Here is a 26,400-nt window from a genome sequence, read left to right as displayed (position 1 = left end):
CGGTCGGTCGTCGAGGCCCGCTCAGTCCTCGGGGCCCGCGCGGTCGTCCGGGTCCCGCCCGGCGGGGCCCGGTCCGCCGGCGGCGGGCCCGGCACCCGGCTCCGAAAGCCGCAGCACGAGGGCGTACGTACAGGCGCGCAGCCCCAGCGCACCCCGGCGGGCCTGGCGCGCGAGCCGGGCGTACACGCCCACGCCGTCCGCCGGGCCCAGCATCCGGTACCGGACCAGCAACGCGCCCGGGACGGCGACCAGCGCGATCCAGCCCGCCGCCGCCGGACCCGTCCACGGCAGCGGCCCCACCCACGCCAGCCGCTCGCCCGCCAGCGCCCCGCCGGAGAGCCGGCCCAGCACCGCCGCCCCGGCCCCGACCCACAGCGCCGCCGCCAGCGCGGCCACCACCGTCGCGGCCGGCGTCCAGGGCTCGGGCCGCTCCCCGGCCCCCGCCCCGGAGACCGGCAGCCGCCGGCCCGCCGCCGCACGGCCCAGCAGCACCGCCGGCACCACCCCGGCCAGCAGCGGCAGGACCGACGCCGCGAGCCGCCAGCCGCCCGGCCCGTCCGCCGGCAGCAGGGCGAACAGCGGGAACTCGGGCACCGGGCCCAGCACCGCACCGGTCGGCGACACCACCGTCCCGGCGCCGAGCGCGAAGCCCGGCCCCAGCGCGTACGCCGCACCCCACAGCACCGCGTTCGGCAGCAGCGCCAGCGCGAGCAGCACCAGCCCCAGCAGCGCGACGGGCCCGCCGCCGAGCAGCGCCATCCCGTGCCCACCGCCCGCCACCGCGTCCAGCACCGCCGAGAACACCACCAGCAGACCGCCCGCCGCGACCAGCCCGGCCCCGGCCGCCAGCGCCGCGGCCCGTACCACCGGCGCACCGTCGACCGGGCGGTACGGCGGCGGGAGGCGGTCCAGCGGGGAGTCGACCGGCACGTCGAGGACGGCCACCGAGCGGGCCCCCGCGGCCGTCGCCAGGCCCGCCACCAGCGCCACCACCAGCACGTCCAGCAGCACCCGGCTGCGGAACGGCCCGGTGGCCGCGCAGTGCAGCGCCACCGCGAAGGCCACCGCGCAGTACCCCGCCCACACCGCCACCGGACCGCCCCAGCGCGGGCGCGGCCCGCGCCGGGCGGCCACCCCGGCGGCCGCCCGGTGGAGCCGGACCACGGCCAGGGCGCCGAGCAGCAGCGGAGTGACCGTCAGCGGGGCGTCCGCCGGACCGCGCAGCAGCGGCGCTCCGTGCCCCAGCAGCCAGAGCGCCCCCGCCAACCGGGTGACAACGGCCGCGCCGTCGTCCGCGTACGGCGTCGCCACCCAGAGCCCGAGCACCGGCGCCCCGACCACCGCCAGGCCGACCAACGCCGTCCGTACACCCGCCAACAGGTCGGCCAGCGCGGGGCGTCCGCCCAATTCACCGGGCGACTCCAGGATCGGACGGCCCATCAGCTGCGTCATGGGCCACATGGTGCCAAGGCGACTCGCCATGCTCCGTGAAGCGCCAAACCGCCGCCGTGTCCCAGATTATTGGCTTATGCGCATTTTCAGACCTTGCCCCCAAGCCGCCGGCGCCCCGGCCCGGAGCGTCTGATGGCCACGCCACCCACCGCCGACTCCCCCACTCCGGAGCGCCACCGCAGGCCCGCCCTCGCCGAGACCGACCCGGGCCGCCTGCTGCGGAAGCTGACCCCCCGTGAGGCCCAGACCCTGGCCCACCTCGCCGCCGGCCACGACCTCCCCCGCACCGCCGCCACCCTCGGGGTCACCCCCACCACCGCCCGCAGCTACCTCCAGCGCGCGATGCGCAAGCTCGGCACCCGCACCGCGGCGGAGGCACTCGCCCTGCTGGCCGGCACGCCGCCGCGCCCCCAGGACCCCGGCCCGACCGGACGCCCGGCGAACCTCACCGGCCTCGACCCGGCCGACCCGGGCCCGGCCCCGGGTGCCGGGCTCCCACCGGACGAACCGGTCCTCCTGCGGCCGGTCCCGGACTCCTCCGCCCCGGCCGCCCCCGGTTCCGTGGCGGGAGCGGACCGCCCGCGGGCCGACGCGGCCACGGACGGGGAGGCGACCGGGAAACGGAGCCGCACCCGAGCCGGGAAACCCGCCCCGGGACCCTCGGACGGCACCCGGCGGACGGCCCCGGCCGAGCAGCCGCGGCAGGCCGCCGACGGGCCGCAGGCCGACGGGAGGAGCGCCGCCCCCGGGCGCGCGCAGGAGCCGTGCACGCCTGGGGACCGGCCAGGATCCGCCGCCCTCCAGGCGCCTCCGGCCGCGGCGGCGGACGACGGGCGGCGTCAGCCGACCGACACCGGCCACCCTCCGACGGCCCCCGAGGACCCCGACCGGCACGGCGGCCTGCCCGGCGCTCCCGCCGCCGGGCCGGCCTGGCAGGCGAGCACTCCGGCCGCCGACGCGGCCGGTGGAGGCGGGTCCGAGGAGGCCCCCGCCGGCCCGGCCGCCGGCCACGGCGACACGCCGCACCACGCCCCGGCCGCACCCGAACCGGACACCGAACGGCCACCGGCCGCCGAGTTCGTGGCGCCCACCGCCGTCGGCTCCGGCCCGGACCGGAACGCCCCGCCGGAGCACGCCGAGCACAGCGCCACCGCCGCCCCCGCGGCGCCCGTCCGGGCCCCGGCCGCACCCGAGCCGGACACCGAGCCGGACACCGGGCCGGACGCCGAACGGCCACCGGCCGCCGAACCCGACCGGGCGCGGACGGCCCGGCCGGAGCCGCAGGACCCTGCCGCCGCCAGTCCCGGCCGGACGGCGCTGGCCGCCGCCGCTCCCTCGGGCGCGGACGACGACCTCGACGCCGAACCCCCGGCGATGGGCTTCGACGAGCTCTACGAGACCGCGCACACCCGGCTGGTGCAGCAGGTGTTCCTGCTGACCGCCTGCCGGCACCGGGCGGTGCACTGCGTGCGGCGGGCGTTCGGCGAGGCCCGGCGGTGCTGGGGCACGGCCGCCGGTTCGGGGAACCCGGAGGGCTGGGTACGGGCGCGCGCCTGCGAGCTGGCGCTGTCCCCGTGGCACCGGGGCGGCCCCCGGCGGGCGCACGCGTGGGGGCTGCCGCACCGGCGGATCAAGGTGCGGCCGGCCGACGAGACCCAGGCGGTGCTGCCGGACCACGACCGGCTGACCGACCGGGACCGGGCGCTGCTGAAGGCGCTCAAGCGGCTGTCCCGCCCCCAGCGCCGGGCGCTGGTGCTGCACGACGGGCTGGGGCTGCCGGCCGTGGCGGTCGCGGTGGAGGTGGAGTCCACCCTGGCAGCGGCCGAGGGACGGGTGTGGGCCGCCCGGGCGGCGCTGGCCGCGTGGGTGCCGGACCTGGTCGGGCCGGACCCGGCGGCGCCGGGCTTCGCGGACGGGCTGTGCGGGCTGCTCCACCGGGCGGCGGTGCGCGGCTGCCCGGAGCCGCACCGGACGCCGGTGCCGGTGCTGCGGGCCCGGTACCGGCTCCGGACGGCGAGCCGGACGGGCGCGGCGGCACTGCTGACGGTCGCGGTGGGCGGGGCGACGCTGGCGACCCTGGCGGGGGTGCGCCCGGCGGAGCTGTTCCGGCCGACCATCCCGCCGACGCCCACGCTCTGCCTGGCCGCCACCGCGGCGCAGGCGGCGGAGCCGGCCGTGCCGCTGCTGCCCGACGGGGCGCCGAACGGCATCACCAGCATCTGGTGCAGCCCGGCGCCCGGCTTGGAGGCCGTCCTGGTGGATCCGCAGCCCCAGGCGGTCGCGCGCTGGGAGTTGCCGCCGGCGGCCCGGGGCGCCGCTCCGCCGCCGCAGGGCCCGGCGGCCTGCCGGCAGTGGTCGCCGCTGCCCTGCACCACGGGGCCGGGGCGGCACTGAGCCGCGAACGGCGAGCGCCCCCGCCCGGGAGGGCGGGGGCGCTCGTCACGCGCGGGGCGGGATCAGGCCTGGGCGGCGATGATCTCGCGGGCCAGGCGGGCGGTCTCGGACGGCGTCTTGCCGACCTTGACACCGGCGGCCTCGAGGGCCTCCTTCTTGGCCTGGGCGGTGCCCGAGGAGCCGGAGACGATGGCGCCGGCGTGGCCCATGGTCTTGCCCTCGGGGGCGGTGAAGCCCGCGACGTAGCCGACGACCGGCTTGGTGACGTGCTCGGCGATGTAGGCCGCGGCACGCTCCTCGGCGTCGCCACCGATCTCACCGATCATGACGATGATCTCGGTCTCCGGGTCCTCCTGGAAGGCCTTGAGGGCGTCGATGTGGGTGGTCCCGATGACCGGGTCACCGCCGATGCCCACGGCCGAGGAGAAGCCGATGTCGCGCAGCTCGTACATGAGCTGGTAGGTCAGGGTGCCCGACTTCGAGACCAGACCGATCTTGCCGGAGGTGGTGATGTCGGCCGGGATGATGCCGGCGTTCGACTGTCCGGGGCTGATCAGGCCGGGGCAGTTCGGGCCGATGATGCGGGTCTTGTTGCCCTTGGCACCGGCGTGCGCCCAGAAGGCGGCGGTGTCGTGCACCGGGACGCCCTCGGTGATGACGACGGCCAGGCCGATCTCGGCGTCGATGGCCTCGACGACGGCGGCCTTGGTGAAGGCCGGCGGCACGAAGAGGACGGAGACGTCGGCCCCGGTCTTCTCCATCGCCTCGGCGACGGAGCCGAAGACCGGGATCTCGGTGCCGTCGACGTCGACCGTGGTGCCGGCCTTGCGCGGGTTCACGCCGCCGACGATCTGGGTGCCGGAGGCGAGCATGCGGCGGGTGTGCTTCATGCCCTCGGCGCCGGTCATGCCCTGGACGATGACCTTGCTGTCCTTGGTAAGGAAGATAGCCATGGTGTTAAGTCCCCTTCCTTACTTGTTGGCCAGCTCGGCGGCGCGGTCAGCGGCGCCGTCCATGGTGTCCACGCGCTGGACCAGCGGGTGGTTGGCGTCGTCGAGGATCTTGCGACCCAGCTCCGCGTTGTTGCCGTCCAGACGGACGACCAGCGGCTTGGTGACGTTCTCGCCCTTGCCCTCCAGGAGCGCGAGGGCCTGCACGATGCCGTTGGCGACCGCGTCGCACGCGGTGATGCCGCCGAAGACGTTGACGAAGACCGACTTGACGTCGGGGTCGCCCAGGATGATCTCCAGGCCGTTCGCCATGACCTCGGCGGAGGCGCCGCCACCGATGTCGAGGAAGTTGGCGGGCTTGACGCCGCCGTGGTTCTCACCGGCGTACGCGACCACGTCGAGGGTGCTCATGACGAGGCCCGCGCCGTTGCCGATGATGCCGACCTGGCCGTCGAGCTTGACGTAGTTCAGGCCCTTGGCCTTGGCGGCGGCCTCCAGCGGGTTGGCCGCGGCCTTGTCCTCCAGGGCCTCGTGCTCCGGCTGGCGGAACTCGGCGTTCTCGTCCAGGGAGACCTTGCCGTCGAGCGCGATGATCTTGCCCTCGCCGGACTTGATCAGCGGGTTGACCTCGACGAGGAGGGCGTCCTCCTTGATGAAGACGGTCCACAGCTTCTGCAGGACCTCGGCGACCTGGTCGGCGACCTCGGCCGGGAACTTCGCCGCGGCGACGATCTCGGCGGCCTTCTCCGGGGTGCAGCCCTCGTTGGCGTCGACCGGGATCTTGGCGAGCGCCTCGGGGTTCTGCTCGGCGACGACCTCGATCTCCACGCCGCCCTCGACGCTGGCCATGGCCAGGAAGGTGCGGTTGGTGCGGTCCAGCAGGAACGAGACGTAGTACTCGTCCTTGATGTCCGCGGTCTGGGCCAGCATCACCTTGTGAACGGTGTGGCCCTTGATGTCCATGCCGAGGATCTGCTCGGCCTTGGCGACGGCGTCCGCCGGGTCGGCGGCGAGCTTGACGCCGCCGGCCTTGCCTCGGCCACCCACCTTCACCTGAGCCTTGACGACGGCGCGGCCGCCGAAGCGCTCCGCGATGGCGGCAGCGTCTGCGGCGGTCTCGATGACATCGCCGTCAAGCACGGGCACGCCGTGCTTGGCGAAGAGGTCCCTCGCCTGGTACTCGAACAGGTCCACGTGTTTGTCCTTGTTCGTGGTCGCGGATTGTGTCTCTACGAGCGTGCCACGGCAGGATCTTCGCTGCGGGTCGTCGGGGCGGTGCGGGTACGCAGAGGTACGGCCTTGCGGCCCACACAGCCACGGGCGCACACGTCAATCAACACGCGCGTCACGTCCGTCTGGCAGGTTATCCCCGCGGGACGGGACTGTTCCGCCCGGGGCCTGCCCGGCATGGGTGAGAACCGTCACAGAATGCCCAGGAGGGACGGGGTGGGCGGCCGGTCCACCGATCGGTCCGATTAGCGCGTTCGGGTGAATCCCTCACCCCCCCTGCGCGGGCACCGGGATCGGGCGCTTCTCGATCGCCGCCGCCATGATCTCCGGGAACGCGTCCGGGGTGCAGGCGAAGGCCGGCGCGCCGAGCGAGGCCAGGGCGGCGGCGTGCGCGTGGTCGTACGCCGGGGCCCCCTCGTCGGAGAGCGCGAGCAGGGCGATGAACTGGACGCCGGCCGCCTTCATCGCGGCGACCCGCTTGAGCATGCCGTCCCGGATGCCGCCCTCGTACAGGTCGCTGATCAGCACCACGACGGTCTCGGAGGGCCGGGTGATCTTCGACTGGCAGTAGGCCAGGGCGCGGTTGATGTCGGTGCCACCGCCGAGTTGGGTGGCGAACAGGACGTCGACCGGGTCGGTGAGCTGTTCGGTGAGGTCGACCACCGAGGTGTCGAACACGACCAGCCGGGTGTCCAGGGTGCGCATCGAGGCGAGCACCGCGCCGAAGACCGCCGAGTGGACCACCGAGGGCGCCATCGAGCCGGACTGGTCGATGCAGAGGATGACGTCCTTCTTCACGGCGCGCTGGGCACGGGCGTAGCCGACCAGCCGCTCGGGGACGACGGTGCCGTGCTCGGGCAGGTAGTTCTTCAGGTTGGCCCGGATGGTGCGGTCCCAGTCGATGTCGCGGTGGCGGGGACGGCTGACCCTGGCACTGCGGTCGAGGGCGCCGCCGAGCGTGGCCCGGGTGCGGTCGGCGAGCCGGCGCTCCAGGTCGGCGACCACCTTGCCGACCACCGCCCGGGCGGTCTCCCGGGTGGTCTCGGGCAGCGCGTGCTTGAGCGACAGCAGGGTGCCGACCAGGTGCACGTCCGGCTCGACGGCCTCCAGCATCTCCGGCTCCAGCAGCAGCCGGTCCAGGCCGAGCCGGGTGATCGCGTCCTGCTGCATCAGCTGCACCACGGTGGACGGGAAGTACTCGCGGATGTCACCCAGCCAGCGGGCCACCTGCGGGGCCGAGCCGCCCAGCCCGGCACCGCGGCGGCCGGTGCGCCCGGCCCGGGCGCCCTCCTCGGGGGCGCCGCGGTAGAGCGCGGCGAGCGCGCCGTCCATCGCGGCGTCGCGGCCGCGCAGGGCGCAGCCGGTGCCGTCGGCCTCGCCGCCGAGCACCAGCCGCCAGCGGCGCAGCCGTTCGTCGGTCGTGGGCGCTGCCATCTCGTCCTCCTTCAGCGGGTCCTGCGGTGGGGCAGGCGTTCGGTGCGGTGGGTGCCACCGCGGCGGGTGTCAGGTGTCGCGGCCGGCGGCCTGCCGGGGGATCCTCGGGCGGATCCCGAGCAGCAGGGCCACCACCGGGACGGCGGCGTCGGCCCGGGCCCGGTCCAGCTCACCGGCCGCGGCGTCGACGGCCGGCGGCTCGCCGAGCGGGCCGGCCGCGACCCGGCCGCCGATGGTGGTGCGCACGCCCGCCTCCAGTCCGGCGAAGGTGCGGCGCAGCAGCGGCAGGACGTCGGTGAAGGCCTCGCCGCTCACCCCGGTCAGCCACTCGTCCAGCAGGGCGAGCAGCCGCGGGTCGTGCAGCAGCAGGGCGCCGCCGCCGGTCAGGAAGCCCTCGACCCAACCGGCCGCGTCGGCCGGGGCGTTGGCGGCGGAGAGCACCAGCCGAAGCCGTCGGCCGGCCTCCGCGGAGTCGAGCCGGCCGTCGTCCAGCAGCAGCCGCACGGCCCGGCCGCGCAGCAGCCCGGGGGCGCCGGTGGCCGGTCCGCCGGCCGGCTCGCGGCGGGCCAGCGAGCGCAGGGCGGCGGCCCAGCGGTCGGGCAGGCCGGCCAGGCCGTCCGGGTCCGGCGCGGTGCCGACGGTGGTGGTGTCGGCCGTGGTGGTGCCGGCGGTAGTGGCGTCGCCGGGATCGGCGGCCAGCAGACCGATCGCGCCGTGCACCTCGTCGAGGCGGCCGCGCATCGCCTCCGCGCCCTGCGCGTCCAGGCCGACGCAGCCGGACGGCAGTCCGACGCAGATCCGCTCGGCCAGGCCCGCGGCCGCCTCGGCGAGCGCGCCGTGGTCGGTGCCGCGCACGTCGCCGTAGCGCAGCGCGCGGACCAGTGCGGGCAGCGCACCCGCGAGGTGCGCGATGTCGGTGTCCAGCGCCGCGCAGTCGGCGAGCACCCGCATCACGGCGGGCAGTGCGCCGGACAGCCCGGCCAGCAGGCAGGTCTCCACCAGGCCGGTCAGCTCGGCGAGTTCCCCGGCGGCGCGGGCGGTGCCGACGGCCTTGTTGGCCGCGGCCTCCTCGACCGTGGTGCCCCACTGGGCGGCCTCGGCGATCCGGACCGCGAACTCGGGCTGCCAGCACAGCCGCCAGCTCTCCCGGAACGTCCCGGTCGAGTTCACCGAGGAGCGCGCGGGCACGCCCCAGTCCACGCCCAGCAGCCGCAGCCGGTGCAGCAGCCGGGAGCGGGCCGCGTCGGTGTCCTTGCGCAGGTCGAGGTCGACGTCCTTCGGCGCGGCCTCGGGCTTGAGCCGCAGCGAGCGCTGCAACCGGGTCAGGTCGCGCTGGAGCGGCACCGCCGGTGCGGCGTCCGGGACCTCGCCGAGCGCGTCGCCGACCACCAGGCGGTCCCGGACCAGCTCCAGGGCGACGTCCGAGCCCTCGCAGAGCACCGCGCGCACAGCGTCCAGGGTCTCGGTCAGCCCGGCGAGCGGGCGGCCGCGCAGCACGGCCAGGGTCTCGGCCAGCCGGACCGCCTCGATCACGTGCGCGGAGGAGACCGGGTGGTCCTCGGCGCGCAGCAGGTCGGCCGCCCGGGTGAGCCAGCGCGGCACCGGGTCACCGTCGGTGGTGAACAGGTGGTGGTACCAGCCGGGCGACTGCACACCCGCGCCGTAACCGGTGGCCTGGGAGAGCCGGCGGTGCGTCCACGGCACCCAGGTGATGTCCGTCCGCACCTTCTTCGGCAGTGCGGCGAGCAGCGCCCGGTCGTGGGCGACGGTGGGCATCCGCTCCAGCGCGGGGACGTGGAAGGCCCCGCAGACCACGGCGATCCTGCGGTGCCCGGCACGGCGGGCGGCACGGATCTGCTGGCGCATGTACGCCTCGCGCAGCAGGTCCCGGCGGGACTCCCCGAGGCCCTCCGCGCGCAGCGCGCCCATCGCCTCGGCGACGGCGGCGAACGGCGCCAGCGCGTCGTCGCCGGGCGCGCGGTGCTCGACCACGTCCTCCCACCAGCGCTCCGCGTCGTCGTGCCCGGCCGCCTCGGCGAGCAGCGCCAGCGGGTCGGCGACCGGCCCGGCGTCCTCCTCCTCGGCGGCCGTGCCCTCGACGGCCGTCCCCTCCTCGGCCGTCCCCTCCGCGTTCTCCTCCGGGGCCGGCGCGAAGCCGTGCCCGGCGGGCAGGTCGATGAAGCGGACCGGCAGGTCGTGCTCCACGGCGTGCCGGATCGCCACCCACTCCGGGGAGAACTCGGCGTACGGCCAGAAGGCGGCCTTCGCCGGGTCGTCCACCGCGTGGGCGAGCAGCGCGACCGGCGGGACCAGGTCCTTCTCCGCGGCCAGGTGGACGATGCCGTCGGCCTCCGGCGGGCCCTCGATCAGCACCGCGTCCGGCCGCCACTGCGCCAGCGCGGCGGCGACCGCCCGGGCCGAGCCGGGGCCGTGGTGGCGGATGCCCAGCAGGGCGACCTCGGGCGCCGTCATGCCCCCACCTCACGGGCGGCGCGGTAGAAGTCCTTCCAGCCGTCGCGCTCGCGCACCACCCCTTCGACGTACTCGCGCCAGACCGCCCGGTCCGCCACCGGGTCGCGGACGACGGCGCCGAGGATGCCGGCCGTCACGTCCCCGGCGCGCAGCACGCCGTCGCCGAAGTGGGTGGCCAGCGCGAGTCCGTTGGTCACCACCGAGATCGCCTCGGCGGTGGAGAGGGTGCCGCTCGGGGTCTTGACCTTCGTCCGGCCGTCCACCGTGATCCCGGCCCGCAGCTCCCGGAAGACGGTGACCACGCGCCTGATCTCCTCGGCGCCGCCGGGCAGTTCGGGCAGTTCCAGGGAGCGGCCGAGCTGGTTGACCCGGCGGGTGACGATGTCGACCTCCTCGTCCAGCGAGCCCGGCAGCGGCAGCACCACGGTGTTGAAGCGGCGGCGCAGCGCGCTGGACAGCTCGTTGACGCCGCGGTCGCGGTCGTTGGCGGTGGCGATCACGTTGAAGCCGCGCACCGCCTGCGTCTCGGAGCCCAACTCCGGTATCGGCAGCGTCTTCTCCGACAGGATGGTGATCAGGCTGTCCTGCACGTCGGCCGGGATGCGGGTGAGCTCCTCGACCCGGGCGATCCTGCCCTCGGCCATCGCCCGCATCAGCGGCGAGGGCACCAGGGCGTCCCGGCTGGGCCCGCGGGTGAGCAGCTGGGCGTAGTTCCAGCCGTACCGGACGGCCTCCTCGGGGGTGCCGGCGGTGCCCTGCACCAGCATCGTGGAGTCGCCGCTGATCGCCGCCGCCAGGTGCTCGGACACCCACGTCTTCGCGGTGCCCGGCACGCCGAGCAGCAGCAGCGCGCGGTCCGTCGCCAGGGTCGTCACGGCGACCTCGACGACCCGGCGCGGGCCGATGTACTTGGGGGTGATCCGGGTGCCGTCGGGCAGTTCGCCGCCGAGCAGGTACGTCGCCACGGCCCACGGCGAGAGCTTCCAGCGCTCGGGACGCGGACGGTCGTCCTGTGCGGCCAGCGCGGCCAGTTCGCCGGCGAACGCGTCCTCGGCGTGCTGCCGCAGAACGTCGGTCATGGGGGCTCCTTCGGGTCTGCCGCCGGGCACACGGGTGCCTCGGGCGCAAGGGTGATCGGGGGGAGCCAGGTCGGCGTCCCGGCCTGTGGAACCCACCCTGCACCGAGCCACTGACAACCCGGCGGGGCCCCGGACGGGCCGTCAGCCGATGTCAGTGCCGCCGCCTACGGTCGGTCGCATGGAGGAACGCTGGAGCACCGAACACGTCCTGTCCCTGGCACCTGACGCCGCCTCGCAGAAGGCCGCGGGCAAGCTGTCCGCGCCCGCGCCGTGGTCCGGCACCGGCACCGACGGCACCGCGCTGTGGGGCGAGTGCAAGGGCAGCGGCCGCACGCCGTACCGCACCGCGATCGAACTCGCCACGCCCGCCTACCAGTGCAGCTGCCCCAGCCGGAAGTTCCCGTGCAAGCACGCGCTCGGGCTCCTCCTGCTGTGGAGCGGGACCCCGCAGGCCGTCCCGGCCGGGGAGCCCGCCGACTGGGTGGCCGAGTGGCTCACGTCCCGCCAGGAGCGCGCCGAGAAGCGCGTGAAGGAGCAGGTCGTCGATCCGGAGGGCGCCCGGCGCCGGGCCGAGCGGCGCAGCGCCCGGGTCGCGGCCGGCGCGGCCGAGCTGCGGCTGCGACTGGCCGACCGGATCCGGCACGGCCTCGCCGACCGGTCCACCGCCGGGCCCTGGGAGGAGGTCGCCGCCCGGATGGTCGACGCACAGGCCCCCGGCCTGGCCGCCCGGGTCCGCGAACTGGACGCGCTGCCGCAGGAGCGGCTGCTGGAGGAGTACGCGATGCTGCACCTGCTCGCCACCGCCGCCACCCGGCTGGACGAACTGCCCGCCGAGCTGGCCGCCACCGTCCGCACCCGGGTCGGCTACACCGTGGAGAGCAACGAGGTGCTGGCCGGCCCGACCGTCCGCGACCGCTGGCTGGTGCTCGGCAGCCGCGACACCTCGGACGAGCGGCTCATCACCCGCCGGATCTGGCTGCGCGGCGCCAAGACCGGCCGCCCGGCGCTGCTGCTCTCCTTCGCCCGCACCGGCCAGGCCCCCGCCCTCGCCCTGCCCACCGGCCACCTGGTGGAGGCCGACCTCGCCTACCACCCGGGCGCCCACCCGTTGCGCGCCACCCTCGGCGAGCGCTACGGCGCCCCCGAGCCGGGCCCCGCCGAACCGCCCGCCGGGCTCACCGTCGCCGAGGCGGTGGCCGGCTACGGCACCGCCGTCGCCGACGACCCGTGGCTGGAGAGCCGGCCGACCGTGCTCGGCGACGTCGTCCCGGTCCGCACCCCGGACGGCTGGTTCCTGACGGACGGCCACCACACCGTGCCGGTCCGTGCCTCGACCGTCCCGGAGACGGCCCTGTGGCGGCTGGCCGCCGTCTCCACCGGCCGCCCGCTGACGGTCTTCGGCGAGTACGGCCACCAGGGCTTCGCCCCGGTCACGGCCTGGGCCGCCGGCCGACGCCCGGTCGGCCTCACCAACGCTTAGGGCGTGCCCCAGCCACGCCCCGGAGCGTGCCCCGGACACACCCCAGACACTGCCCAGGAGAACCCGGCATGACGATCACCCAGGACCCGTGGGAGACCCTGCACACCAGCGCCCTGCTCGGCACCGACCGCCGCCCGCTCCCGGCCACCGCCCTGCCGCTCGCCGACGCCGTGGACCGGAGCGATCCGGCCACCGCCCTGCTGGAGCTGGCCGCGCTGGCCGCCGTCCGCCGCCGGGCCGGAGCGCTGCCCGTACCGGCCGCCGGGCCGCCCGGCCCGCCCTCGGCCGAGGACACCCGCCCGGAGCTGCCCGAGCCGGCCGCCCGCCGGCTGGCCGTCCTGCTCTCGGGGCGGGCCGGCAGCGGCGGCGGCACCCTGGCCAACCTGGCCGAGCTGCTGCCGCAGTGGCTCACCACCGCCCGGGCCCGGGGCCTGCGCCCGCCCGCCGCGCTGATACCCGGCCTGCTCGACGCCGCCCGCGCCCGCAGCGAACTGCGCCCCGACGCCGTGGCCCTGGCCGGTCCGCCGGGCCGCTGGCTGGCCGAGCAGAACCCCGACTGGCGGTTCGTGCTGCGCACCACCGCCCCCGACCTGCCGCAGCAGCCGACGGACGACCGGCTCTGGCACGAGGGCCTGTTCGCCGAGCGGGTCACCCACCTCACGCTGCTGCGCCGGCGCGATCCGGCGGCCGGCCTGGAACTGCTGCGCGGCACCTGGTCCACCGAGCGCGCCGAGGACCGCCTGCTCTTCCTGGACGCCCTCCAGGACGGCCTCTCCCCCGCCGACGAACCGTTCCTGGAGGCCGCCCTCGGCGACCGCAGCAAGAACGTCCGGGCCACCGCCGCCGAACTGCTCTCCACCCTGCCCGGCTCGGCCCTGGCCCGCCGGATGGCCGAGCGGGCGCGGGCCGCCGTCCGGCTCGCCGGCACCGGCACGCATCTGCTGGTCACCCCGCCCGCCGAGTGCGACGCGCAGATGCAGCGCGACGGGATCGCGCCCAAGTCGCCCACCGGGCGCGGCGAACGGGCCTGGTGGTTCGGCGAGGTGGTGGCCGCCGCGCCGCTGTCGCTCTGGCCGGAGAGCACCGGGCTGACGCCCGAGCAGCTGCTCGCCCTGCGGGTCGGCGACAGCATCGACGAGACCAGCAGCAGCTGGGCCGACGACCTGCGGGAGGCCTGGGCGCGGGCCGCCGTCCGCCAGCAGGACGCCGACTGGGCGCGGGCGCTGCTCGGCCCGGCCCCGTCCGGGCGCGGTGCGCGGGCCCGCGCGGCGCGCGCCACCGGCGCCCCGGCCAAGCTGCTGGCCGTCCTCCCGCCGGAGGAGCGGGCCGTCTGGACGGCGGCGTTCATCACGGCGCACGGGCTGGGCGAGGCCTTCCAGCTGCTCGGCGCCTGCGCCACCCCGTGGACGCCGCCGCTGTCCACGGCCGTGGTGGCCGCCCTGGCCCGGGCGGCGGCCTCCGGGGCGTACCCGTGGAGCCACAGCGGGGTGCTCGGGATGACGGAGCGCGCGCTCGCCCCGGAGACGGCCGCCGCGGTGGAGGAGCTGGCCGCCGGGGCCGCCCCGGACTCCGCGTGGTCCGAGACCTTCACCCGGCTGGCCGGCACCCTGCGCTTCCGGGCGGCGATGCTCGCGGAGCTGGCGGGCTGAGCCGGGGGGCTGCCGGGGCCGACGGGCCGGCCCGGGGCCTTCCGGGGCCTTCCGGGCCCCGGAACGGCGGAGCGGGCCGGCCCCGGGGAGGGGCGGCCCGCTCGACGCGCGGTGGTTCAGCCGGCCCGCAGGTTCGACTCGACCCAGGCGACCACGTCGCGGGTCGGCGTGCCCGGGGTGAAGATGTCCGCGACACCCATCGCCTTGAGCTCGGCGATGTCCTCGTCCGGGATGATCCCGCCGCAGAAGACCTTGATGTCCTCCGCGTCGCGCTCCTTCAGCAGCTCCAGGACCCGCGCGCACAGCGTCATGTGGGCGCCGGAGAGGATGGACAGCCCGATGCCGTCCGCGTCCTCCTGGATCGCGGTGTCGACGACCTGCTCGGGCGTCTGGTGCAGTCCGGTGTAGATGACCTCCATACCGGCGTCGCGCAGGGCGCGCGCGATGACCTTGGCACCACGGTCGTGACCGTCGAGCCCGGGCTTGGCGACCACCACACGGATCGGCCCCGACACACTCATGACTGCCTCCTGGACGTCGTCGTCCACCATCCGACCGGGCCTCGTGGGCCGCCGTCGCGGTTAACGGTCAATAACCAACCTGAGGGGAGGTTAGCGCCACCCGGCACGGTTGACCGTGCCACCTCCCAAGAGGAGGGCAAAGTCACAGCTCCGGCCCTTGCCACCGGCGGGCCTACCCCACCTCCCCGCAACCTCCGCACAGACCCCCCGGCCGCCCCCTTGACATCCGGAGGTTTTTCCGGGGCGTCGGCCAGGGAGCTACAGTCACGGCTGTCTTCCCCCGCCCGACGACGTCCGAGGCCCACCGAGGAGGCAGCCCCCGATGGCTCCCGATGCAGCCGCCCGTCCGACCCGCGCGGAGCTGCGCCTCGCCGCCCGCGAGCAGTCCCGTGCCCAGCGCCGCGGCGCCGCCAGGGCGGCCACCCGGACGGCGCTGCTGCGGGTCGCGCTGCCGTCGGTGGCCGCGCTCGGGGTGGCCGCGGCGGCGGCGATCACGGTGCAGGGGGAGGCCGACCAGCAGCGCGCCCAGGCCGCCGGACAGGTGCCGCGGAGCGCGGCCGACAACGCCCCGGACACCACCGCCGCCCAGGCGGCGGCCCAGGCGGTCGCGGCCGGCGCACCGACCCAGGCCTCGCGCGGCGACGCCCGCCTGCCGCTGGCCGGCGCCCAGCCCACCGAGGCCCCCACCGCGCAGCCCACCGCCGAGCCGGCGCCCGAGCCGGTCCGGCCCAAGGTGGTCATGCCGGTCGCCCGGCACGGCCTCGGCGAACAGTTCGGCGAGGCCGGCACCCACTGGGCCAACCGGCACACCGGCATCGACTTCCCGGTGGACGGCGGCTCCGAGGTCTACGCCGTGACCGACGGCACCCTGCGCACCCAGTGGAACCCGTTCTACGGCTACATGACGATCATCAAGATGCCCGACGGCACCGAGGCCTGGTACTGCCACCTGCGGGCGTACAAGGTGCGCAAGGGCCCGGTGAAGCAGGGCGACGTGATCGCCTTCGTCGGCACCAGCGGCAACAGCACCGGCCCGCACCTGCACTTCGAGATCCGGCCGCAGGGCAGCGGACCGATCGACCCGCTGCCCTGGTTCCTCGCGAACGGGCTGGACCCGCGCTGAGCCGCCCTACAGCTTCTCGACGGGCGCGTAGCGCAGCAGCAGCTGCTTGCGGCCCTCGGCACCGAAGTCGACGGTGGCCTGCGCCCGGTCGCCGGCGCCCGTGACGGCCATCACCGTGCCCAGCCCGAAGCTGTCGTGGGTGACCCGGTCGCCGACCGCGAGCGAGACGGCCTCGCGCTCCACCGTCCGGCCGCCGCGCCGGGCCGACTGCCCCCAGCCCGCCTTCGGCGCGGCCGCCGTCGACGAGGACCGCGAACCGCCGCCCCCGGACGAGGACCTGCCCCAGGACGAGCCGGAGGAGAAGCCGCGCTGGACCGGCGCCTGCGCCGCCCCGGTGCGCTTCCACTCCACCAGCGTCTCCGGGATCTCCTCCAGGAACCGCGAGGCCGGGTTGTAGGCCGGCTGCCCCCAGGCGCTGCGCAGCACCGAGCGGGTCAGGTACAGCCGCTCGCGGGCCCGGGTGAGCCCGACGTACGCGAGCCGGCGCTCCTCCTCCAGCTCCTTGACCTGGTTGAGCGCCCGCATGTGCGGGAAGATCCCGTCCTCCATGCCGGTCAGGAAGACCACCGGGAACTCCAGGCCCTTGGCGGTGTGCAGGGTCATCATCGTGATGACGCCCTGCCCGTTCTCGTCGTCGTCCGGGATCTGGTCGGAGTCGGCGACCAGCGCGACCCGCTCCAGGAAGTCGGCCAGCGAGCCGACCGGCGGCGTGCCCTCGGCGTCGCCGTCCGGCCGCTCGCCCGGGTCCTGCTCGTACTCCAGGGCGACGGAGGCGAGCTCCTGGAGGTTCTCCACCCGGGTCTCGTCCTGCGGGTCGGTCGACGCCTGGAGCTCGGCCAGGTAGCCGGTCTCCTCCAGGACGGCCTCCAGCACCGCCGCCGGGCCCGCGCCCGACTCGACGACCTGGCGCAGCCCGGCCATCAGGGTGTTGAACTTCTTGACGGCGTTGGCCGAGCGCGCGGCCATCCCGTAGGCCTCGTCGACCCGGACCAGCGCCCGGGCGAAGGAGATCCGCTCCCGCGCGGCCAGCGCGTCGATCATCGCCTCGGCCCGCTCGCCGATGCCGCGCTTGGGCACATTGAGGATCCGGCGCAGCGGCACGGTGTCCTCCGGGTTGGAGAGCACCCGCAGGTACGCCAGGACGTCCCGGACCTCCTTGCGCTCGTAGAAGCGCACCCCGCCGACCACCTTGTACGGCAGGCCGACCCGGATGAACACCTCCTCGAACACGCGGGACTGGGCGTTGGTCCGGTAGAAGATCGCGACGTCGCCGGGCTTGGCCTCGCCCTTGTCGGTGAGCCGGTCGATCTCGTCGGCGATGAACTGGGCCTCGCCGTGCTCGTCGTCCGCGACGTAGCCGATGACCTTCTCGCCGTGATCGCCGGCCGTCCACAGCTTCTTCTCGCGGCGGTTGGCGTTGCGCTCGATGACGGCGTTGGCGGCGCTCAGGATGGTCTGGGTGGAGCGGTAGTTCTGCTCCAGCAGGATCGTGGTCGCGTTCGGGTAGTCCTCCTCGAACTGGAGGATGTTGCGGATGGTCGCGCCGCGGAAGGCGTAGATCGACTGGTCCGCGTCACCGACCACGCACAGCTCGGCCGGCGGCACCTCGGCGAGCCGCCCGGCCGCCGGGTTCACGAGGTCGCCGTCCGCGGTGCGCCTGGGCGCGGCCGCGACGGAGCCCCCGCTCAGCTCCCTGACCAGCATGTACTGGGCGTGGTTGGTGTCCTGGTACTCGTCGACCAGGATGTGCCGGAACCGGCGCCGGTAGTGCTCGGCGACGTCGGGGAAGGCCTGCAGCAGGTTCACCGTCGTCATGATGATGTCGTCGAAGTCCAGCGCGTTGGCCTCGCGCAGCCGCCGCTGGTAGAGCGCGTACGCCTCGGCGAGCTTCTTCTCCATCGGGTTGGCGGCCCGGTCGGCGAAGGTCTCCTCGTCGATCAGCTCGTTCTTGAGGTTGCTGACCTTCGCCGTGAAGGACTTCGGCGGGAACTGCTTCGGGTCCAGGTCGAGGTCCCGGCAGACCAGCGACATCAGCCGCTGCGAGTCCGCCGAGTCGTAGATCGAGAAGCTGGAGGTGAAGCCCAGCTGCTTGGACTCGCGGCGCAGGATGCGCACGCAGGCGCTGTGGAAGGTGGAGACCCACATCGCCCGGGCGCGCGGGCCGACCAGCGCCTCGACGCGCTCGCGCATCTCGCCGGCCGCCTTGTTGGTGAAGGTGATCGCCAGGATCTCCCCCGGCTGCACCCCGCGGGCGCCCAGCAGGTGGGCGATCCGGTGGGTCAGCACCCGGGTCTTGCCCGAGCCGGCGCCGGCCACGATCAGCAGCGGCGAGCCCGCGTGCAGCACCGCCTCGCGCTGCGGGTCGTTCATCCCCTCCAGCAGCTGCGCCGGGTCCACCACCGTCCGCGCGGCGCCGTTGCGGTACCAGGCGTCCCGCTCCGCCTCGGCGGAGTGGTCGGTCCGGAACAGCCCGTCCGGGATGGCCTCCTCGTACGCGTCGTACGGAACGTCGTCGTCGTACGGCGGGGGCTCCTCGTCGAGGGGAGCGGCGGGCTGCTTCGACCCGGCGGCGGGTGCCTCGAAACCGGGGAGCGGAAGGTCGTCAAAGAGGCTACTCATGGCACATCGAGTCTATGGCCACCCACCGACAAGCCCGCCCGCCCCGGGCGACCGGGGCCGGTTCGGGCCGGTGCGGGCCGGTCGGACGGGCCCGCACCGGCCTTCGAGGGCGCCGGGCGCCCCGGCCCCTCAGAGCCTCGGGCCCCTCAGAGCCTCGGAGCCTCAGACCAGACGGCGGGCGGTGGCCCAGCGGGTCAGCTCGTGGCGGTTGCTCAGCTGGAGCTTGCGCAGCACCGCGGAGACGTGGCTCTCGACCGTCTTCACCGAGATGAAGAGCTGCTTGGCGATCTCCTTGTAGGCGTAGCCGCGGGCGATCAGCCGCAGGACCTCCCGCTCGCGCTGGGTGAGCCGGTCCAGGTCCTCGTCCACCGGCGGGGTGTCGGTGGCGGCGAAGGCGTCCAGCACGAAGCCGGCCAGCCGGGGCGAGAACACCGCGTCGCCGTCGGCGATCCGGAAGATCGCGTTCACCAGGTCGGTGCCGGTGATGGTCTTGGTGACGTAGCCGCGCGCGCCGCCGCGGATGACGCCGATGACGTCGTCGGCGGCGTCCGACACCGACAGCGCCAGGAACTTCACGCCCTCCCGTCGCTCGCCACCGTTCTTGTCCGAGGCGCCGCGCGCCGCGCCGCCCGACCCCTCGCCCATCACCCCGGCCGAGCGGCGCAGCACCTCGACGCCGCCGCCGCCCGGCAGGTGGACGTCGAGCAGCACCACGTCCGGCCTGGTCTCGGCGACCACGCGGACCGCCGAGTCCACGTCGTCGGCCTCGCCGACCACGTCGATGCCGGTCACCTCGGTGCGGCCGATCTCGGCCCTGACCCCCGTCCGGAACATCCGGTGGTCGTCCACCAGCACGACCCGCGCAGTACGCTCCGGAGCTGCCTCAGTCATCCGCTCTCTCCATCTCCAACTCGACCTCGGTGCCGCCGCCCGCCGCCGGCCGCACCCGAGCGGTGCCGCCGTTGCGCTTCATCCGGCCGATGATCGACTCCCGTACGCCCATCCGGTCCTCGGGCACCGTGTCGGGGTCGAAGCCGGGGCCGTGGTCGCGGACGAACACCGACACCGTCCTCCCCTCCACCTCGGCGTAGACCTGGACCGGTCCCCCGCCACCGTACTTGGCCGCGTTGACGGTCGCCTCCCTCGCGGCCTGCATCTGTGCCGCGATCCTCTCGTCCATCGGGCAGTCGCCGACGATCACCAGCTCCACCGGGACGCCGTGCCGGTCCTCGACCTCGGCGACGGCGGCCCGCAGGCTCTCCGCCATGGTGTCCGGCGCGGCCTCGGCGGCGGCCTCCGGACGGTACAGCCACAGCCGCAGCTCGCGCTCCTGCGAGCGGGCCAGCCGCAGCACCTCCTTGGGGTCCTCGGCCCGGCGCTGGATCAGGGTCAGGGTGTGCAGCACGGAGTCGTGGATGTGCGCGGCGATCTCGGCCCGCTCCTGGGCGCGGATGCGGGCCGTGCGCTCGGCCCCGAGGTCCTGCCAGAGCCGCAGTCCGTACGGGCCCAGCAGCACCAGCACGCCGGCCAGCACCGCGAGCGAGGCCTCGACCACCGAGCCGAGCGTGGAACCGCTGCCCTGCATGGCGAGCAGCGCGATGGTGCCGGCCACCGCGAGCAGCACGCCGGCGCCGACCCGGGTGTAGGCGCCGCGCCGCTTCTCGCCCTCCTCGATGCCGAACCAGCGCTGCCAGCGCGAGTCGTCGGCCTGCCGCCAGACCAGCGCCACGCCGACGCCGATCGCCAGCAGCGGCCAGGTGTACGGCTTGGCGGTCTGCAGGCCGAGCACGTTGAGCAGGGCGATCAGGCCGATCACCGTCATCACCAGGGCGGCGAGCTGGCCCAGGCCGCCCTGCCCGGCCTTGCCGGCCGGCGCCGCCTCCTCGCCCTCCGCGGGGGCGCCCACCGGCTCGCCCTGCAGGGTGTGCTGGAGCAGCCGGCGCATCCGGGCCACCCAGCCGCTGGCCTGGCCGCCCTTGCTCAGCAGGCCGCCCTGCAGCCCGGGCGAGGCCGGGACGAACACCCCGTTGACGTACACCCACTGGGCGCCGCCGCGCTGCGAGGGCTCGCCGATGCCGATCGGCACCACGAACCAGAACGCGGCGTACAGCAGGGCGCCGATCCCCTGCGCGAAGAACAGCACGACGAAGGCGATCCGCACCCACCGCACCGGCAGCCCGAGGTGCACCGCCAGGCCGTGCGCGACGCCGCCGAGCATCCGTCCCTGCGGGCTGCGGTAGAGCCGCCGGTAGGGCGGCCTCCCGTCGTCGGGCGCGCTCGGGTCGGCGCCGGCCGACGACGCGGCGTCGGGGGCGGTGGGTCGGGGATCGGTACCGGGGGCTGCCACGGCACCGATGGTTCCACGCGCGCGCCCACGGGCGCATCAGGGTGTGTCCCCATCGCGTATCAGGGACAAGTCAGGGTACGGACAGGGATCGACCCGGTTGGGCCGGGCCCGCCGCTGCCGGAAGGATGGTGCCCATGACCGAGGACCCCCGCATCGAGGAGGCCGGGCCCGCCGCCCCGCCGGAACCGGACCGCCCGCCACTGACCCGGGCCGAGCACCACCGCGTGGTGGCCGGCGTCTGCGGCGGCCTCGGCCGGCACCTGGACATCGACCCGGTGGTCTTCCGGATCGTCACGGTGGTGCTCTGCCTCTCCGGCGGCCTCGGGCTGTTCCTGTACGGCCTGGCCTGGCTGATCGTCCCGACCGACGACGAGTCCAAGGGCCGCGGCGGGCGCACCGAGCTCCAGCGGGTGCTCACCGGGCGGGTGGACGGCCAGTCGGTCGGCGCGGTGCTGCTGACCGTGATCGGCACCGGGGTGTTCTTCTCCTCGATGGGCGACGGGGACCAGATGTTCCCGCTGCTGCTGCTCGCCGCCCTGGTCTTCCTGGCGGTGCGCTACGACCCGGAGCGCCGCCGGGGCCGCGGCCGGGGGCGCGACCGCCGCGGCGGCGGGCCGTACGACCGCCACGTCCCGGGGTCCGACGGGTCCGAGGGCACCGGGGTCACCGGGGTCACCGGCGGCACGGCGGGCGCCGGGAGCGCCGGGAGCGCCGGGGCCTACCGCTGGCCGCGGCCGGAGCAGGACGAGTCCGCCCGGGCCGGAAAGGGCCCCGCCGACAGCCCGGCCCCCGGCGCCGGCGGCTACCTGTGGGACCCCCGCCACCCCGAGCGCAATCCTTACGGGGGCGGCTCCTCGGCCACCCCGACGCCGCCGTTCGGCACCCCGGTGCCGCCGGCCGGTGGACCGGCCCGGCCCTGGTGGCAGCGCGCCGACCTGCCGCAGGGCGACCCGCTGCGCAAGGAGCACCCCGCGCGGCGCCCCGCGCCCGCCGCCGTACGGCGCCCCCGGGAGCGCTCGGCGCTCGGCTTCTTCGGCTTCCTGCTGGCGATCGGCGCGGGCGCCGCGGTCTGGGCCGTCTCCGCCGACCACCACGACCCCACGGTGCTGGGTGCGACGGTGCTGGCCACCGCGCTGCTGGTGGTGGGCCTGACGCTGCTGGTCGGCGCGAAGTTCGGCCGGGCCCGCCGGCTGGCGGTGACCGGCCTGCTGCTCACCCTGGCACTGGCCTTCGTCGGCCACTCGCCGGACTCCATGCGCAACGCCGTCGGCGACCGCACCTGGACCGTCGCCTCGTCGACCGACCTGCACGACCGGTACAACCTGGGCGCCGGGCAGATCAGGCTCGACCTCTCCGCGCTCGACCCGGCGGGGGCCACCCTCGCCACCAAGGTCGACCTCGGAACCGGCGACATGACGGTCACCGTGCCGGACGACATCACCGTGAACCTGGTGACCCGGATCGGCCTGGGCAACGTCACCGTCCCGGGCGAGCGGAGCGACGGCACCGGGCGGCACACCTACCTGATCGGCCCTGCCAACGGGCAGCCGGCCAAGGGGACCCTCAATCTCGAACTCGGAATCGGGCTCGGCAACATCAAGGTGGTCCAGCAGTGAGGAAGCACCGGCTCGACCTGTTCTCGCTGATCGCGGGCGCGCTGTTCACCGTACTCGCGGTGCTCTACCTGGTCGCGGCGCTCAACGACCAGTCGGTGAACGGGCGGATCGTCATCCCGGTCACCTTCATCGTGCTCGGTGTCGGCGGCCTGGCCGGCGCGGTCGCGGCGGTGGCCCGGCGCGGCCGGCCCGACCGCGAGGAGTGAGCGGCCGGGGCGGGCCCCCGGACGTCCCGCGCCGCCCCTGACCGGCTCCGGGCCCTCAGCTCTGCTGCGGGCCCAGGGCCAGCCGGTCCCCGTCCTTGCTGACGGCGTACTTGGGCAGCGGCTTGACCGCCGGCCCGTTGACCACCGCACCGGTCGCGGCGTCGAACCGGGAGCCGTGGCAGGGGCAGTACAGCTGGCCGTTCTTCGGCGCGTCCACGGCGCAGCCGGAGTGGGTGCACACCGCGGAGAAGGCGCAGTACTGGCCGGCCTTGGGCTGGACGATGTAGACGGCGTCCCCGGTGGCCGGGTCCTTGACCTGGGCCGAGCCGCCGACCGGCACGCTCGCGGCGGGCACCGTGGGCGCCGTCGCCGGGGCGGCGGAGGCCGGGGCCGCGCCGGACGCGGCGGCGGAGACCGGGGCCGCCGACGGCTCGGGCGCGGCCGACCTGTCCCGGCCGAAGGTCCGGGTCAGCGAGCCGGTGAGCAGCCCGGCCCCTCCGATCGCGACGGCCGCGATCCCGCCGTCCACCAGGGCCCGGCGCTTGACGTGGTCCTCGCCCAGCCCGCGCGCGCGGTCCCGTCCGGCCCGGCGGGCCAGGTAGCCGTCCACCGACAGGTACGGCGTGCCGGCCAGCAGCAGCGGCGTCCAGGCCATCAGGTAGGCCAGGTCGTTGCCGAGGTAGTACGGCGAGACGCTCCAGCTGACGGTCAGCCACAGGCTGAGGTTGAGCAGCGCGCCGCCGAGCGCGGCGGCCCGGCCCCAGAGGCCGAGCAGGGTGCCCAGGCCCACCGCCAGCTCGCCGAAGGCGACGGCGAGCGCGAACAGGGTCGGGTGGTCGAGGGCGGGGCCGAGCAGGAAGGAGATCGGGCTGCCGCCCGCCTTGGCGGCCTGGGTCTGCGAGACGAAGGACGCCGGGTCGCCCGCCCCGGCCAGGAAGTGGGCGTCGGAGAGCTTGTCGAGCGCGGCGTAGACGAAGGTGACGCCGAGGAAGAGCCGCAGTGGCAGCAGCGCGTACTTGGACGCGAGCGCCCGCAGTTGCGCCGCCCTGGCGGCCCGGCCGGCCGCGCCGCCACCGGCCGGCACCGAGTTGCTGGCCTCCGACATCCCTCACACCTTCCCTCGCCGCCTGCCAGTCCCTGACAGGTCCGGTCCGCATTCTGCCCGCTCCCGGCCGCTTTCGGTGGGAGGTCCTCCCGGAGAGCGACGCCCGCACCGCAAACGGTCGCGCCGTCGCTCCCTCAAGTACGGGAACGACGGCGCGACCGTTCAGGCATCGGCCTCAGGACGAAGTGGCGTCCCGGCGGCCGGCGGGAGTGGTTACTCCCACTCGATGGTGCCCGGCGGCTTGCTGGTGACGTCGACGACGACGCGGTTCACGTCGCGGACCTCGTTGGTGATCCGGGTGGAGATCTTCGCCAGCACGTCGTACGGCAGGCGCGACCAGTCGGCGGTCATGGCGTCCTCGGACGAGACCGGGCGCAGCACGATCGGGTGGCCGTAGGTGCGGCCGTCGCCCTGCACGCCCACGCTGCGGACGTCGGCGAGCAGCACGACCGGGCACTGCCAGATCTCGCGGTCCAGACCGGCCGCGGTCAGCTCCTCGCGGGCGATCGCGTCGGCGTCGCGGAGCAGGTCCAGACGCTCCTTGGTGACCTCGCCGACGATCCGGATGCCCAGGCCCGGGCCCGGGAACGGCTGGCGCTGGACGATCTCCTCCGGCAGGCCCAGCTCCTGGCCGACCATCCGGACCTCGTCCTTGAACAGCTTGCGCAGCGGCTCCACCAGCTGGAACTGGAGGTCCTCGGGCAGGCCGCCGACGTTGTGGTGGGACTTGATGTTGGCGGTGCCGGTACCGCCACCGGACTCCACCACGTCCGGGTACAGGGTGCCCTGGACCAGGAAGTCGACCGACTCGCCCTGCTCGCCGGCCTCGGCGACGATCTCGGCCTGGGCCTGCTCGAAGACTCGGATGAACTCCCGGCCGATGATCTTGCGCTTCTCCTCGGGGTCGGTGACCCCCTTCAGTGCGTTCAGGAAGCGCTCGGCGGCGTCGACGACCTTCAGCTGGACGCCGGTGGCGGCCACGAAGTCCTTCTCGACCTGCTCGGTCTCGCCCTTGCGCATCAGGCCGTGGTCGACGTAGACGCAGGTCAGCCGGTCGCCGATGGCCTTGTTGACCAGGGCGGCCGCGACCGCGGAGTCCACGCCGCCGGACAGGCCGCAGATCGCGCGCTTGTCGCCGACCTGCTCGCGGATCAGGGCGATCTGCTCGTCGACCACGCTGCCGGTGGTCCAGGTCGGGGCGATGCCGGCGCCGCGGTAGAGGAAGTGCTCCAGGACCTGCTGGCCGTGGTCGGAGTGCAGCACCTCGGGGTGGTACTGGACGCCGTAGAGCCGGGCCTCGTCGTTCTCGAAGGCCGCGACCGGGACCAGGTCGGTGGAGGCGGTGACGGCGAAGCCCTCCGGGGCGGCGGAGCAGGCGTCGCCGTGCGACATCCACACCGAGTGCTGCGCCGGGACGCCCTCGAACAGGGTGGAGCCGGTGCGGGAGACGGTCAGCGGGGTGCGGCCGTACTCGCGGGCGCCGTTGTTGTCGACGGTGCCGCCGAGGCTCTTGGCCATCAGCTGGAAGCCGTAGCACATGCCGAAGACCGGGACACCGGCCTCGAAGATCGCGCGGTCGATCTGCGGCGCGCCGTCTTCGTAGACCGACGAGGGGCCACCGGAGAGGATGATCGCCTTGGGGTTCTTGGCGAGCATCTCGGCGACCGGCATGCTGCTCGGCACGATCTCGCTGTAGACCCGCGCCTCACGCACCCGACGGGCGATGAGCTGGGCGTACTGGGCGCCGAAGTCGACCACCAGGACGGGGTCGTTGTCCGGCGCGGACTGGACGGGAATTGCAGAGGACACAGACGGCCTTCCGGCAGCGGTATCGAGGTGTCACGCGTGGCCGCCTCCCCGGCGGGACTGCGGCTGCGGCGGACGGTGTGGGGTGTCTGGACACCGATTCTACCGGGCTGTCCGGTTTCACTCGTCTGCCCGTCCAATGAACCGTGACCGGGCGGGGCCGCGGTTCGTTGCTTCTGACGAACGTACGGCCGCGCCGCGTCCGCCAGACGCGCCGCCCGCCCCCGCGGGGGCACCGTACGGCAGCAGGACCACGCGTGGAGCTCCACCCCAGTCCACCGGCGCACGTGGTGCCGCCGCCCGGCCAGCCGGGCGCGCGGCTCCGTGGGACCGTGCGCGGGTGCCGCGGCCGGCGAGCAGGGGACAGCGACCCCGGCCGCGACTGGGCCGAGAGGTGGGACGGCCGGAGTCCGGGGACGCCCGGGACCGGCCGTCGCACCCCCGGTCCGTTCCGGTGCGCGCCCGGGCGCACTCCCCCGTCCCACTCGTGCCGCTACGCGCGTCCCCGTGCGCCACAACCATCCGAACCACTACGCACCGTGATCATCGACGGCGGCCCCGTCGGGAAATGCTCTGTGCCGAACTGTGCCGAACCGGTTGCAGAGCGAGCCCCTCGTCCAGCACGATGCTCGTTGTAAGCGGTTCTCCCGGCGCCTCACGGCCCACCGAGGAGGCCCACGACGGCGTTCTCCGCAGCCGCGCCGCAGGGCGGTGGCAGCGATTGTCAGTTCACGCTCCGTGAGCGTGGGACCGGCGCAGACCTGCGTGCCGACCCGCCGCGCACGGAGGTGCGCGCCCCGCACGGCCGGCCACCCACGCCGGAGCCGCGCGGCGCACCCCGAAGCCGACCGACACGACGGCGCTCCTCCCCCGGCGCCGTCACCCCAGCACCGGCGCGGCCCTGACGCCGAGTGCTG

17 protein-coding genes and 2 pseudogenes are annotated in these 26,400 nt (G+C 75.4%); 6 read left to right on the top strand and 13 right to left on the bottom strand.

The window, feature by feature from the left end; translation table 11 throughout:
• Nucleotides 1-21 precede the first annotated feature (21 nt).
• Entirely contained in the window at nucleotides 22-1,452 is a 1,431-nt protein-coding gene (locus ACFVUY_RS32710) for a DUF6350 family protein (RefSeq protein ID WP_387735886.1), read from the bottom strand.
• A 132-nt stretch (nucleotides 1,453-1,584) separates the two neighbouring features.
• Here ACFVUY_RS32710 and ACFVUY_RS32705 point away from each other — a divergent pair, with 132 nt between their 5' ends.
• Complete coding sequence (locus tag ACFVUY_RS32705) at nucleotides 1,585-3,846, top strand: LuxR C-terminal-related transcriptional regulator (RefSeq protein ID WP_387735883.1); 2,262 nt, start codon at nucleotides 1,585-1,587, stop codon at nucleotides 3,844-3,846.
• A 62-nt stretch (nucleotides 3,847-3,908) separates the two neighbouring features.
• Here ACFVUY_RS32705 and sucD read toward each other — a convergent pair whose 3' ends face one another.
• From sucD to ACFVUY_RS32680, 5 genes are all read right to left on the bottom strand, one after another.
• Nucleotides 3,909-4,799: a succinate--CoA ligase subunit alpha gene (gene sucD / locus ACFVUY_RS32700; protein WP_387693181.1), complete on the bottom strand. Its 891-nt coding sequence runs from the start codon at nucleotides 4,797-4,799 to the stop codon at nucleotides 3,909-3,911.
• An 18-nt stretch (nucleotides 4,800-4,817) separates the two neighbouring features.
• Nucleotides 4,818-5,990, bottom strand: a complete 1,173-nt coding sequence (gene sucC / locus ACFVUY_RS32695) for an ADP-forming succinate--CoA ligase subunit beta (RefSeq protein WP_359911285.1) — start codon at nucleotides 5,988-5,990, stop codon at nucleotides 4,818-4,820.
• 303 nt (nucleotides 5,991-6,293) lie between these two features.
• Entirely contained in the window at nucleotides 6,294-7,460 is a 1,167-nt protein-coding gene (locus ACFVUY_RS32690) for a VWA domain-containing protein (protein ID WP_387735880.1), read from the bottom strand.
• 69 nt (nucleotides 7,461-7,529) lie between these two features.
• Entirely contained in the window at nucleotides 7,530-9,932 is a 2,403-nt protein-coding gene (locus ACFVUY_RS32685; protein WP_387735877.1) for a DUF5682 family protein, read from the bottom strand.
• Nucleotides 9,929-11,011 (bottom strand): AAA family ATPase, encoded by a 1,083-nt coding sequence (locus ACFVUY_RS32680; RefSeq protein ID WP_380548889.1) that lies wholly within the window; start codon nucleotides 11,009-11,011, stop codon nucleotides 9,929-9,931. The genes ACFVUY_RS32685 and ACFVUY_RS32680 overlap by 4 nt, the downstream gene beginning before the upstream one ends.
• A 178-nt stretch (nucleotides 11,012-11,189) precedes the next feature.
• Here ACFVUY_RS32680 and ACFVUY_RS32675 point away from each other — a divergent pair, with 178 nt between their 5' ends.
• Nucleotides 11,190-12,491, top strand: a complete 1,302-nt coding sequence (locus ACFVUY_RS32675; protein ID WP_387735875.1) for an SWIM zinc finger family protein — start codon at nucleotides 11,190-11,192, stop codon at nucleotides 12,489-12,491.
• 68 nt (nucleotides 12,492-12,559) lie between these two features.
• Nucleotides 12,560-14,140, top strand: a complete 1,581-nt coding sequence (locus ACFVUY_RS32670; protein WP_387735872.1) for a DUF5691 domain-containing protein — start codon at nucleotides 12,560-12,562, stop codon at nucleotides 14,138-14,140.
• A 116-nt stretch (nucleotides 14,141-14,256) separates the two neighbouring features.
• Here the strand turns inward: ACFVUY_RS32670 and ACFVUY_RS32665 are convergent, their stop codons facing one another.
• Nucleotides 14,257-14,661 carry a cobalamin B12-binding domain-containing protein gene (locus tag ACFVUY_RS32665; RefSeq protein ID WP_224285525.1) on the bottom strand — a complete coding sequence of 135 codons (405 nt, stop codon included), beginning with the start codon at nucleotides 14,659-14,661 and terminating at the stop codon, nucleotides 14,257-14,259.
• 322 nt (nucleotides 14,662-14,983) lie between these two features.
• Between ACFVUY_RS32665 and ACFVUY_RS32660 the strand changes: the two genes are divergently transcribed.
• Nucleotides 14,984-15,784, top strand: a complete 801-nt coding sequence (locus ACFVUY_RS32660; RefSeq protein WP_387693171.1) for a M23 family metallopeptidase — start codon at nucleotides 14,984-14,986, stop codon at nucleotides 15,782-15,784.
• A 6-nt stretch (nucleotides 15,785-15,790) separates the two neighbouring features.
• Here the strand turns inward: ACFVUY_RS32660 and pcrA are convergent, their stop codons facing one another.
• From pcrA to ACFVUY_RS32640, 4 genes and pseudogenes are all read right to left on the bottom strand, one after another.
• Nucleotides 15,791-18,403, bottom strand: a complete 2,613-nt coding sequence (gene pcrA, locus ACFVUY_RS32655) for a DNA helicase PcrA (RefSeq protein ID WP_387693170.1) — start codon at nucleotides 18,401-18,403, stop codon at nucleotides 15,791-15,793.
• Between the two features lie 162 nt (nucleotides 18,404-18,565).
• Nucleotides 18,566-18,979 (bottom strand): annotated as a pseudogene (locus tag ACFVUY_RS32650) (LuxR C-terminal-related transcriptional regulator); the annotation flags it as partial.
• Nucleotides 18,980-19,050: 71 nt separating this feature from the next.
• Nucleotides 19,051-19,294, bottom strand: a pseudogene (locus ACFVUY_RS32645) (response regulator transcription factor); the annotation flags it as partial.
• Nucleotides 19,287-20,621, bottom strand: coding sequence for a PspC domain-containing protein (locus ACFVUY_RS32640; protein ID WP_387735893.1), 1,335 nt, complete (start codon nucleotides 20,619-20,621; stop codon nucleotides 19,287-19,289). The gene ACFVUY_RS32640 and the pseudogene ACFVUY_RS32645, both read right to left, overlap by 8 nt.
• Nucleotides 20,622-20,884: 263 nt before the next feature.
• On the opposite strand from ACFVUY_RS32640, the gene ACFVUY_RS32635 reads away from it, so the two are divergent.
• Together ACFVUY_RS32635 and ACFVUY_RS32630 are read left to right on the top strand one after the other, a co-directional pair.
• Nucleotides 20,885-22,366, top strand: a complete 1,482-nt coding sequence (locus tag ACFVUY_RS32635; RefSeq protein WP_387735869.1) for a PspC domain-containing protein — start codon at nucleotides 20,885-20,887, stop codon at nucleotides 22,364-22,366.
• The gene (locus ACFVUY_RS32630; protein ID WP_359911252.1) at nucleotides 22,363-22,572 is read left to right on the top strand and encodes a hypothetical protein; all 210 of its coding nucleotides are present in this window, start codon (nucleotides 22,363-22,365) and stop codon (nucleotides 22,570-22,572) included. Before ACFVUY_RS32635 ends, ACFVUY_RS32630 begins: the two co-directional genes overlap by 4 nt.
• 55 nt (nucleotides 22,573-22,627) lie before the next feature.
• Here ACFVUY_RS32630 and ACFVUY_RS32625 read toward each other — a convergent pair whose 3' ends face one another.
• Nucleotides 22,628-23,677 carry a Rieske 2Fe-2S domain-containing protein gene (locus ACFVUY_RS32625; protein ID WP_387693166.1) on the bottom strand — a complete coding sequence of 350 codons (1,050 nt, stop codon included), beginning with the start codon at nucleotides 23,675-23,677 and terminating at the stop codon, nucleotides 22,628-22,630.
• A gap of 213 nt (nucleotides 23,678-23,890) precedes the next feature.
• Nucleotides 23,891-25,486, bottom strand: coding sequence for a glutamine-hydrolyzing GMP synthase (guaA, locus tag ACFVUY_RS32620; RefSeq protein ID WP_380548910.1), 1,596 nt, complete (start codon nucleotides 25,484-25,486; stop codon nucleotides 23,891-23,893).
• Nucleotides 25,487-26,400: the final 914 nt, after the last annotated feature.

This window comes from Kitasatospora sp. NPDC058063 (genome assembly GCF_042885395.1).
In the GTDB taxonomy this organism is placed as follows: Bacteria; Actinomycetota; Actinomycetes; order Streptomycetales; family Streptomycetaceae; genus Kitasatospora; species Kitasatospora lactacystinica.
This window is presented reverse-complemented; position numbering and strand designations above follow the sequence as displayed.